We start from the raw sequence: 11,142 nt of genomic DNA on the forward strand, positions 1-11,142 counted from the left end.
TCAGGCTGTTCAGGCTCTCTGCTAACATCTCAGGCGTATACTCCCCGGACAGAAAACAGCCCACGGTCTGGGTTGGCCGGTCGCGCTGGTCCCAGTCGCTGTGACGCACATTCCACACATACACCGGTGCCTGCCAGCCAAGCTGTCGCCCCTGTTTCTCCAGCATGCGCAACGCGGTCTCTATCTGCGTCCGCTGGCCGAGCTGGTCTTCGCTCATCGCCCACACCACCCCATCCAGCGGGCGACGGCGACGCAACCTACGCAACGCCTGTAACTGCGCTTTATCCGGCTGAACCTGCAAACTGCCGCCCCACAGCAATAGATTGTGCTCGCCCTCTTGCCAGTGCTGAGCTGTCAGCCCGGGGACAATGGCTTCCACTTGTTCCCGTTGTCCCATCACCAACAAAATACACACCCGCCGACGCCAAAAGGGGCCATAACGCCGACGAAGCTGATATTGCAACCGTTGAAAATAAAATGGCACTTCTGAAAGTACAGCTTGCTCTACAGGCGGTCTAACCGCTATTTCCTGTGCGGGCAGACGCTGTTTGTAATCACGAAAAAGATTCAACAGCCATATCACCCCCACCATACTGACAATCCAGACAATTATTTTGATAGCCTGAGTAGACAACCCGAATCGATCGCCCCAGAAAGATAACAATCCGCCCAACACCAGTGCGATCAAACTGGTGATCAGACCTACCCCCAAATTACGGGTAATAAAAGCTTTAAACATGGAAGTCCCCTGATGAAGTGACATTGTTTAGCGGGGAGATAGTCCCCAGTTGTAACGTGGTATTGTGCGCTAGCAGAAAAAGCTGTGGCACCTGCTGATACTCGGCCATTTTCATGGCGAGTGTTAATGCAAACCAATCCGCATATGGCCCTGATTTCCCAAGCCAATGGGGGACGAACTGCTGATCAAGCGTTGTCGGCTCGCTCTTCTGTGCCGATGATGGCAAGGCTTTCAATCTCTGATTCAACCGAATTAACAGCCTGTCTTTCTCCGGTGAGTCGGCATCGTTGTACCACAGAGTCCCGGCAGTGATGGCAGGACATTGATAACGCAGAAGTTGGGCCACACTCTGCTCAGCCTCCTCGGCTACAGTCGCCATCGGCCGATGCAGACAGCATTTTGCCGACAATTGAGAAGAGGAAGGGGCCAGTAACCAAACCACCGCACCCTCACTGGTTGCCTCCGGCGTTTTATTGCCCTCCCAACACCATGTTATGACCAACAGCAATCCTTTGGTTTCCGTGGTCAACCAGTCGCTTATTTGATGGGTATAATCGGCGTTGAGTTTTACCGGGCCTTGCAGTTGAGACAACGGCAGCCCCAGTTTTTTCCAAACCTGACAAAATTGTTCCCATACGACGGCTTCGGGTCTGTCTAATGGAAAATAGACATTCACTTTATGATTAACCACATGCGCTGCCAAACTACTGCGCACCGCTCCCAGTAAATTTTTAAACAAGTTGAGATAATTGGAAAAAGGGGGCAATGCCAGCGCGCTATCGCCATTGACCAATACAGTCTTATCCGCCGGTGATGGCACTTCCGGTGGAAAAAGCGCGCCATAATCCACAACCCGTATCGCCTGCGAAGCCCACGCTTGCCAGCGAGCTTCCTGCCAGGCGTTCTCTTGCGTCAGCACTTCCGCCTGCTCCAATTCGACGCCGTAACGAAACAACCGCCAACCGGCAATCACCCCGAACAGTGCGGTTATTCCGGCTAAAGCGACCAACGCATAAAGCAAGCTGGCGGGATCTTTAAACAGATACCAGAAACTGCCGACAGCAACTACGACGGCGAAACAAGCCAGACTGAACAGACGCCACCAAAGCGACCAGACTGGCGGTTCTGGCCGGTGTACGGAATAAGATTGCGGAATATCCCAAGCCATTACTATTACTCCCCTATTCCGGCTTTCGTCGTACTGGAAATGACATAACAACCGCATTGGCAAAGCGCTTTATCAAACGCGACCGGTTTACCATCGGAAATACATTGAGAATTAGCTTTAACAATACGATTAATACCATGCCCTTTCAGCGGACAACTGACTAAATCATTTAATAATGCGACTCTTTTACCTTCAATTTCGATAGAAGAGGAGGCGGAAATCACTTCACCGCCGCTACTGAGCTTATCGCCCAGGCGAATAACACCTTCAAACATCATGAACCCTATATCATTAAGAATAAATTTTTACATTTTCAGCGCCATAATATTATCGCCCTGATTATTCAACGCCGCCTGTAAAAGCGTTTTGATGACTTTGTTGCGATCATCGCTATCAATAAATTTCTTTGAGCATACGATGTCGATTTTCTTATTTAAATCGACAGTTATCAGCACACTATTTTCACGTTCCTCAACTCTTTTAATGCATTCATAAGGCAGAAAAATAGTTTTACTCAACGGGGTCGGTGTTAACAAAAAGCCCCCTGATTTCTCTGCAAAGAAATAACGATCTTTTGTCTTACGATAAGAGAGATAACGTTCAGCAGCCATCATGATGCAAATACCACTCGCTCCCTTAATCAGCAATAAAATAGCTCCAAAACTCCAAATCCACGCGCTGTCCCGATACCTCTCCCGGATAAAATAAACCACGGAATTTGGCGCGGTATTCTTATCCTGATATTCAGTGAATGGGGACAGTGCAACGCGCTGAATCGACAACAAACACCCAATAAAATAAACCACCCCAAATGGAAAGAAACAGGATGTAATAAAAGAGCTGATTTTCGCGTATCTTGGCATTTTGAGAATAGCCAACAGATTAGCCACTTCCAGCAAAATAAAGATCAGCATAAATATTAATATCTTATCGAAAAAACTCTGCTCTCGATAAGAGAGTCCAATATAATTGGAATCAAATCCTGTTATAACAACCAACAAAAGCAAATATGTCGATAGATTAATAGCAAAACCTATCCAAACCATTTTATAGATCTGCTTCACAAAAACTCCTTGATTTACACAAAATTACAAACAAAACAAACTGCATGAAAATAGACAAAACTTCACCTTGGATAATTCATGACTGAATTTTCCAAAGACCGGTAATCTTTTAATCTCTACGACTCAGCATAGATAATTCTGAGGACTATCTCATAAATTTTTATCTCCACTCGATTACTTGAATCAGTAATAGTAGTAATTGCTTATAAAACAGTATTTATCCGGCAAGACTTCTTCACTGTTTTCAAGTGATGGATTAGCCCCTATCTCCTTAAGCCTTTTCTTGGTTAGTTTCTCAAGACTAATATCTTGCGGACTAGGAAAGCCCAATACTGAGAAAATATCCTGAGCCAATTTAATTGACTGCCACGGTTTTTTGATGCTCACAACATATGAATAGACAGAAAATACCGCTGTAAAAAACATAAGCCATAAGGTAAAAATATCTGCTCCATCCCAAAAATTGCTGCCATCTGGAAAAAGAATAGTTCCCAAACAAATAGCAGCGATAAGAAAAAATATGCAGCAAGTATAAAAGACTTCATCCCATGCTTTTGATCGTATCCCTTTATTACACCAAGGAATAATAGAAATAGTTCTCAGTTCAGGCTTTGTCAGCGCATAAACAGCATAATGCTCTTCCTGTTCCATCACAACTAACTCGACATAATCACCTCTTTTTACTGTCGTCAACCCTAACCAACCATGAAAAGGGATACCATTGATTTTCCCTTGCACAAAATGATAATCGCTAGACAACCTTATTTTAGTCTGTGAATTCACCGCAGACCAAGAGGCATTCCCCATCATCGCAATCAATAGAGCGCCAAACTGTTCATTCTCCTCCTTTCGGGCAAATTCCTTAGGGGCATATTCTCGTTCAGTAAAATAGCCTTTGACACAGAGCGTCTCGAATTCCTCCAATACACCACTCACTTTGATTAATGGTTTATGCGGGGGCAATTCTGGTAATGGTGGCTCTTTTGCTAATATTGCATCCAATTCAGGGATTTTTTCTTTTGTTTTTGCAATCTCCTTTTCTGCTTCTTCTCTGTCTTCTGGATGGCTTACTATCCAGTCAAGGTTTACTTCAATCCATGTATCAAGACTGCTTCTTTGACTTTTTATTTCTTCAAAGTCAATAGGATCTTTCAAAAACTCATATGTATTCATGAGAGCACCTTAATTGCATCAGCAAAATTTTTACTTTGTTCTTCATACAGTTGATTCCTATTATTTAATTATCTAAATCAGTAATAGTAGTAATTGCTTAATAAACAATACTTATCAGGCAAAACCCTGCCTTGACTGGACTCCTCATCTGATGAATTGGCCCTGATTTCTTTAAGCTTCTTCTTTGTGAATTTCTCAAGATTAATTTCCGTAGGATTAGGGAAACCCAATACAGTAAAAATCTCCTCAGCAAGCTTGAATGTTGGCTTAGGGTTTCTCATACAGGAAAAATAGATTAACGGTGAAAAAACAACAGCCATTCCTCCCCAAAATGAAGACATATATTCTATATATCCCACAATATCTTCCTTAATAAAGAAAAACCACATTATCACGGACATAAAGAAAATAACTAAAGAGCAATACCAAGTACCACGTACCTGATATTTGGCATTTGAATGAATACCTTGTTTACAACGTGGTACCATCGATATCACCTTTAATTCAGGATGGGCAATCGCATAAACCACATAATGCCCTTCCTGCTCGGTCACCGCTAATTCAACATAATCACCCGCTTTTGCTATGGTAAACCCTAACCAACCGTGAAATGGCACACCATTGATTTTCCCCCGTACAAAATCACAGACGTCACTTACCCTCACTGTGGCTTGTGAATTAGTACCCGAGGTATTTCCTGCTATCGCCAGCAATAATCCCCCATACAGTTCTCGTTCTTCCTGGCGGGCAAAGGCGGCTGGATTATATTCACGATCGGTAAAATAACCAACCACACATAGGGTTTCGAACTCTTCCAATACACCACTCACTTTGATTAATGGTTTACCCGGTGGTAATTCCGGTGGCGGCGGCTCTTTTGCCAATATTACATCCAGCTCAGGGATTTTGGCTTGAAGCTCCATTATCTCTTTTGCCATTTCTTCTTTACGATGAGGAAACTCTATAGCATGTTTTCGATTTACATTAATGACAATATCAATATCTTTCCTTTGACTTTTTATTTCTTCAAAATCAATAGCATCTTTATAAGGACGAAAAGTACTCATAATCCATCCTTAATTGCATTAGCAAAACTGTTACGTTGTTCTTCATAAAACCGATATCCTCTGCTCAATTACTTGAATCAGTAATAATAGTAATAGCTGGAGTAACAGCTCTTATCCGGCAAAACTCTTTCACTCTCTTTACCAGATTTCCCTGCCGGAGAATTAGCCTTCATTTCCTTCAACTTTTTCATCGTAAATTGATAAAGATTAATTTCCGTAGGATTAGGGAAATCCAATACCGTGAAAATCTCCTCAGCCAACCTAAATGTCGGTTTAGGTTTTCTCATACAGGAAAAATAGATTAACGGTGAAAAAACAATTGCCATCAAACCACAAAATAAAGAGGTATATTTTATATACAAAATAATATTTTCTCTGGTTTGCTCACTAAAAATTCCCCCTACCATGAAAGCAAAGAAAAGCACTAAAGAACCATACCAAGTGCCACGTATCTGATATTTAGCATTTGAGTGAATACCCTGTTTACAACGCGGGGTCATCGATATCACCCTTAATTCGGGATGGGCAATGGCATAAACCACATAGTGTCCCTCCTGCTCGGTTACTGCTAATTCAACGTAATCACCCGCTTTTGCTATAGTAAAACCTAACCAACCGTGAAATGGCACTCCATTAATTTTACCCCGGACAAAATCACAAACATCCCTTATCCTCACTTTGGTTTGCAAACTAACTGCCGCCGCTGAAGTATTTCCTGCCACTGCCATCAATAACCCTCCAAACAACTCTCGTTCTTCCTGACGGGCAAAAGCGGCCGGATCATATTCACGATCAGTAAAATAACCCATAACACAGAGTGTTTCGAGTTCTTCTAATACACCACTCACTTTGATTAACGGCTTACCCGGCGGCAATTCCGGTGGCGGTGGTTCTTTTGCTAATATCGCATCCAGTTCGGGGATTTTAGCTTGAAGTTCCTCAATCGCTTTTTCTTCCTCCTTTCTATCCTCAGGATAGCGCGGAATTATTATTTCTCGCTTAACCTTTACCGATATATCAATATCTTTTCTCTGACGTTTTATTTCATCAAAGTCAATAGCTTCTTTATAAGGACGATAAGTACTCATAAGCCTTCCTTAATTGCTTCAAAAAAACTTTTACGTTGTTCCTCACACAACTTATCTTTCTGTGATTCAGGGTAAATCCATTGCGTGGATTGCAAATTTTTCGCTGGCTCCAAACCAAAAACACAACTTCTGCACCATTTTTGTAAGTCATTATCAGAAAAATATATCACTAATACTTCAACCACAAAAATAACGAGCATCACTCGCCAATTACATAGCAAAACAAAATATTCCCACACCAAAAGCCTTGATACTCCTCTAACTAGTAAACTTTCAGTTGAAATTAATGCCCTATTAATTAAGATTTCTAATAAACCATTTAATGCTGCTGTGAGTTGCGCAAAATCATAAGCCACTTTAAGACCGTAAAGACCAATAAACTGCCAGCGTCGTCCATTCCACAATTCAGATCCCAACTCACTGATATCTACTCCAAAATTTAATGCAGCAGAAACCGTCCCTGCATTCGTCCCAATAAACTTAATCGTGTTGGCAGCAGCTATATTTTCTATGCCGTGCTTAACCATCGGCTCCACAATCTCCATTGCCGTACTCAATGTACTTAAAAACGCGGCGGTCACCTGGGCCTAGCCCTTGACATCCCCTTTACTCTCTTTTAACTGATTGGCATATTCCAACCCATTAAAAAATAAGGCCAATAATTTAATCCGAGATTTTTTTAACACTGGCTCTCCTTCTGCACTTTCAACAAATTCTTTAAATTTATCGTTATAACCATTTTTCGTTTCAAGATGAGCTTTTGCTCCTGATTCCTTAAGTTGCTTCAACACCTGACGCCGGAATAGATCACCCTCTTGAAGCTGCGATACCGATAGTTTCACCGCCCTGCCAAAAGATACACCTGAAATCACCGAGAATAGAGTTTTACTCAGCATTTCATTGGTACTATTCAGCACCTTTCCTAAACGGGTAAAATTAAAGAACCGGTCACCCAGCGTGACCAGCCGCCGGTCACTGTGTAACATCGCCCGGGCAAAGGTACTGTCGGATTTGGGCGGCTTTTCCAGTGCTTCATTCGCTTTATCGTAGGCTTCAACCAGTTTTCCACTCAGTGTCGTTACCGTCTTCATAAACACTGAGATGTCGGCTGGTTTTTCATTCCCCTTATTCAACTGCATCTTCTGTAAAAACCCGTCCATCTCTTTCATCACTTCCGGGTTATTCAGCAATAACGAGCGCCAGACAATATTTTCCGGCGACAACGCAGAATATTCGTCAATTAAGGCATCTAAATAGGTACAGCCGGTTTCGGTCACATTCAGCGAAGCGATGGCATAATCCACTGCCTCACGATAATTGAGATTGTCCTCCAGTCGGGTGGTATGAAAATCCTGACAGCAAGTGATAAACCCACTCTGTTTCAGCCAACTCACCCTCAACTGGGCCAGTTGCTCCAGTTCCTTCGCCACGTCGGTGCAAAGATCGGCATAACATTGATTAAATGCCTGTCGTTTAGCCAGATTCAGCTCTGCGGTATATTTTTTCCAATCGTGGGCAAACGCTTTCTTATCCGATTCGATGGCGTGACGAATTGAATCCTCTCTACATTTTTCCCACTCCTGAATTGACAAACCCGCAGAAGCCGCCAAAATGGCATCCTTTTTTTTATCCGGCTTTTTGAAATGTGTGGCGTGCATTTGACGCAACTGATTCTCCACCCCATTCAGTGAACTGTCAGTCATAAACTCAATCGACAATTCATCCAGAAAGGTTTTATGCACCCCGGCGATATCATCACCCCAGCCCGCTAATTCATGCGCTATTCCTATCGGATCATGCAACGCGATTAATACCGGCGATACCGGCGTGCCATCCGCAGCCCGCCCGCGTTTTTGCATCGCTCTGACCGTAATGTCCGCACATCCCGCTCGCTTGCTACTCCACGGATACAAGGTGCTCTTTGGCCTCAACGCACCGTGATAAACTTCGTAGTAGGGCGCTTCTTCTAATGTCCGGCTGATACGCAGCACTTTCCGGTTACAAGACAGAACATATTTGCCAGAATCATTGTCGCCCAGACAGTAATCGATGACCCCATTCAGGTTTTCTATCGTCGCCTGAACAATCCCCACCCCTTCCGGCACCCCGCGCCACTGCCACGGTTTCACGCACTGCATCCGCTTTTCCCGCGCTGCGCGGTTGTTGTGATAATACTCAATGGTCTCCTTGCTCCACATTGAGGGAGAGAAAGCCAGCCAAGTTTCCGTATACAAGGCCATATCCTGGAGTACGATAAATTCCACATTAGCGCTCTGATGAGTCGGCGCATGACAATCTGCGGTTTTCTGGGGTAAGACACCAAAAGGCGCACTCAGATTTTGCCATAATGCACCATCCTCGCTAATGCTCCAGGCATCCCAACTCTCCGGTTCATCTAATCCAGCACTCGCGTAATAAACATACAAAAACCCTTGCCGTAAGGCACGCAGCGCATAATGGTAACCCGGCGCAGAAGGTTCTGGCGTTTCCGCCCACGTCGGCAGGGTTTCCGAAACATTATCAGGCACCACGGTATAACGCACCGGCAGCAGCGCCGGTCCAGTGGATTCACACGTCTGACATAACGGTTGATTCATCACAACATCTCCTAGTTCTCTAAGGGAATAATGGCAGGATTGGGACGGCCGCAGTCACGAGCCAGTGCCAACCACGTTTCTGTTGTCAGTTCAGCAATGCGAATGACATAACTGCCTGCGCTCCTGCCCTCTTCATGGGATAACAGCGACTGTATTCGGGGGTGTAGATCTATCTCCGGGTGGTAAAGCAGACCATGCAATGCACAGGCTTCGAGGTCCTGTACTGCATTAAAGGCGTAGCGTGCTGTCACCCGACGCAGCAAGGCCAGCATAATATGCAGGGATTCCAGTTCCGTCCGGCGTAACTGATTACGGTGTGCCTGACGATATCGGCGCAGTGCCCGATTCATCGGCCCTGACCAAGCCATTTCTTCTACCTGTTCCGCTGTCAATGACAGTGAAAAGATGTACAGTTCCTGAGCAGACTCGGCATTGTCCCGGTGCAGTAACTGACCGTCGCCGTCAATCAGATACCAGTCTGTCAATGGCCCCAACAAACGCGAGCGTTGCCAGCTATCCAGTACCGGCCAAAAGGCATTATTGACCGCCGGATCATAAAAGCGCAGCATGACCTGCGGTTGAAATGAGACGGACTGCACCGCCATCATACTGATATGGTGTGCAATCGCGGAGGCCGGGCTGGCACTAAACAACCAGCCACACACCATTCGCCCACGTCCGGCTATCAACTCCGCCGGATTGGCTTCCTGCAATGCTTGCGTGACGCTCAGCGCCAACAGTTCAGCATCCTCCGACTGATTAATATCCAGTGGCACCAGCCAGGGCGAATAACGGGATTCAAAGCGGTGATGCTTTATCTGCGTCGGTATGGCCGTCGGCTGATGATTCAGGATCGCCACTGGAAACCCTTCTTCCTGACGGGTATCCAGAAAAACCGCCGGGTCAACCAGTAAAAAACCGTGGCCGCCATGCTGAGTAAATGCCGTACTCAAATCAGCCAGCAAACCGGTTTGCCGTCTGGTTTCAGCCTCAGGGGAAAAATCATAATCCACAGTCAGTGGAGTAGTTGCTTCTGTCATTGTTCACTCCTTATTTGGTCATACCGTTTTGCTCACCAGCCATTCGCGCTGATGCTGATATGCAACGCTCAGGTAACGTCAGGTCTGAACTCTGACTCACCGGGCCGTTTTTCTGCAAAATGTCACACTGGAAGCGGGCATTTTTGGGACCGGCAAAAGAAATATGGCCGTCTTTCAGCGAGATATAAGCCCCGCCGCACTCCAGACGCAGTTCCGTTTTCGCCGAGACGGTCACGCAATCCTGTTGACTTGCCAACGTCAGTGCCTGTTGAGCCAACACATCTACCGCGTCAGTCTGTGCCTGAATCTCTACCTTGCCGGAAGCCGCCAGCAGCTTTAGGCCCAAGGTTCGGGTGAACAAACTCAGCCCGTTCCCCACCGCCAGCCGGAATTTCTTCATAATGCTCATATCCGCATCACAACCGACGGTAGTTATCAGATTCTCCCCGGCGGAGAGCTGCAAATTGCCCGGCGTCACCTGAGCAATACCTGAGGGCGCAGAAAGCAAAAGCGCCCGCTGTTGCAGCGCCTTAAGGGTCTCATTCATAAAAGCGGCCTGCGTTTCAATATCAGCCAGTTCCGCTTTCGCCGCTTCAGCGGCATAACGCAACCCCGCCGCGGTCTGAAACGCCGCCTCCAGTTCAGCCAGCGTCCGCTGCATATCTAATTGCTCACCCGAGGCTTTAACCTGCTGATCGGCGCTGATAAACAGCCCCTTCCCGGCCCGGATGGCTCCCCAGTCGTCGGTACGTAACTCAAACCCTTCGCCGCGCTTGTTGGGATGCGGTCGCTTTCCATCCACCAGATGGCCCAGATTGAGCTGGCTTTTCCCGCCATATTCGGTACTCAGTTTGATGTGCTCTTTGCCGCGCTCATCATCCATACGCAGTTTGTTGTTGGCCGGTGTGCGCAACACATTGCGTTTGTAGTTGTAAAGGGTCACATGGTCTTCATGCCGGGAGTCATGCAACGCATGGGCAATGTAGGGTCGGTCCGGGTTCCCCTGTTCAAACGCGATCGCCACTTCGGTTCCCTGAATCAGCGGCCAGTGAAAACCGTGAGTTTTACCGGCATACGGTCGGGCTAAGCGCACCCACAGGCTTTCACCGCCCAGCGGCCATTCATCCAGATCAAAATCAAATTTGACGCGGTAGCGACCCTTGACGTCGATATGGCCGTAGGTGTCGTTCGGCCAGTTGCTGGTCA

The 11,142-nt window shown here is 46.0% G+C and carries 11 protein-coding genes; all 11 read right to left on the minus strand.

What is annotated here, in order from left to right; all coding sequences use genetic code 11:
* A partial coding sequence (locus EAE91_RS22375; RefSeq protein WP_422615666.1) for a type VI secretion protein IcmF/TssM N-terminal domain-containing protein occupies window positions 1-739 on the minus strand: 739 nt, incomplete at its 3' end.
* The gene (locus tag EAE91_RS22380) at window positions 732-1,907 is read right to left on the minus strand and encodes a hypothetical protein (protein ID WP_214090385.1); all 1,176 of its coding nucleotides are present in this window, start codon (window positions 1,905-1,907) and stop codon (window positions 732-734) included. The genes EAE91_RS22375 and EAE91_RS22380, both read right to left, overlap by 8 nt.
* Before the next feature lie 5 nt (window positions 1,908-1,912).
* The gene (locus tag EAE91_RS22385; RefSeq protein WP_214090386.1) at window positions 1,913-2,185 is read right to left on the minus strand and encodes a PAAR domain-containing protein; all 273 of its coding nucleotides are present in this window, start codon (window positions 2,183-2,185) and stop codon (window positions 1,913-1,915) included.
* A gap of 27 nt (window positions 2,186-2,212) precedes the next feature.
* Window positions 2,213-2,971, minus strand: coding sequence for a hypothetical protein (locus EAE91_RS22390; RefSeq protein ID WP_214090387.1), 759 nt, complete (start codon window positions 2,969-2,971; stop codon window positions 2,213-2,215).
* 183 nt (window positions 2,972-3,154) lie between these two features.
* The gene (locus tag EAE91_RS22395) at window positions 3,155-4,144 is read right to left on the minus strand and encodes a putative type VI secretion system effector (protein ID WP_214090388.1); all 990 of its coding nucleotides are present in this window, start codon (window positions 4,142-4,144) and stop codon (window positions 3,155-3,157) included.
* Window positions 4,145-4,221: 77 nt separating this feature from the next.
* Window positions 4,222-5,211, minus strand: a complete 990-nt coding sequence (locus EAE91_RS22400) for a putative type VI secretion system effector (protein ID WP_214090389.1) — start codon at window positions 5,209-5,211, stop codon at window positions 4,222-4,224.
* 77 nt (window positions 5,212-5,288) lie between these two features.
* A complete protein-coding gene (locus tag EAE91_RS22405; protein ID WP_214090390.1) occupies window positions 5,289-6,299 on the minus strand; it encodes a putative type VI secretion system effector in 1,011 nt (336 codons plus the stop codon).
* Entirely contained in the window at window positions 6,296-6,880 is a 585-nt protein-coding gene (locus tag EAE91_RS24395; protein ID WP_244868993.1) for a hypothetical protein, read from the minus strand. The genes EAE91_RS22405 and EAE91_RS24395 overlap by 4 nt, the downstream gene beginning before the upstream one ends.
* A 6-nt stretch (window positions 6,881-6,886) precedes the next feature.
* Entirely contained in the window at window positions 6,887-8,896 is a 2,010-nt protein-coding gene (locus EAE91_RS22410; protein WP_244868994.1) for a T6SS effector BTH_I2691 family protein, read from the minus strand.
* An 11-nt stretch (window positions 8,897-8,907) separates the two neighbouring features.
* The gene (locus tag EAE91_RS22415; protein ID WP_214090391.1) at window positions 8,908-9,936 is read right to left on the minus strand and encodes a DUF4123 domain-containing protein; all 1,029 of its coding nucleotides are present in this window, start codon (window positions 9,934-9,936) and stop codon (window positions 8,908-8,910) included.
* Between the two features lie 10 nt (window positions 9,937-9,946).
* A partial coding sequence (locus EAE91_RS22420) for a DUF2345 domain-containing protein (protein WP_214090392.1) occupies window positions 9,947-11,142 on the minus strand: 1,196 nt, incomplete at its 5' end.

Source organism: Photorhabdus noenieputensis (assembly GCF_018448935.1).
GTDB classification, from domain to species: Bacteria; Pseudomonadota; Gammaproteobacteria; order Enterobacterales; family Enterobacteriaceae; genus Photorhabdus; species Photorhabdus noenieputensis.

Bases quoted from the DNA above. Each gene is read 5' to 3' on its own strand.
- EAE91_RS22405 (WP_214090390.1), bottom strand. From the start codon at position 6,299: ATGAGTACTTATCGTCCTTATAAAGAAGCTATTGACTTTGATGAAATA.
- EAE91_RS22395 (WP_214090388.1), bottom strand. From the start codon at position 4,144: ATGAATACATATGAGTTTTTGAAAGATCCTATTGACTTTGAAGAAATA.
- EAE91_RS22415 (WP_214090391.1), bottom strand. From the start codon at position 9,936: ATGACAGAAGCAACTACTCCACTGACTGTGGATTATGATTTTTCCCCT.
- EAE91_RS22380 (WP_214090385.1), bottom strand. From the start codon at position 1,907: ATGGCTTGGGATATTCCGCAATCTTATTCCGTACACCGGCCAGAACCG.
- EAE91_RS22385 (WP_214090386.1), bottom strand. From the start codon at position 2,185: ATGATGTTTGAAGGTGTTATTCGCCTGGGCGATAAGCTCAGTAGCGGC.
- EAE91_RS22410 (WP_244868994.1), bottom strand. From the start codon at position 8,896: ATGAATCAACCGTTATGTCAGACGTGTGAATCCACTGGACCGGCGCTG.
- EAE91_RS22400 (WP_214090389.1), bottom strand. From the start codon at position 5,211: ATGAGTACTTTTCGTCCTTATAAAGATGCTATTGATTTTGAAGAAATA.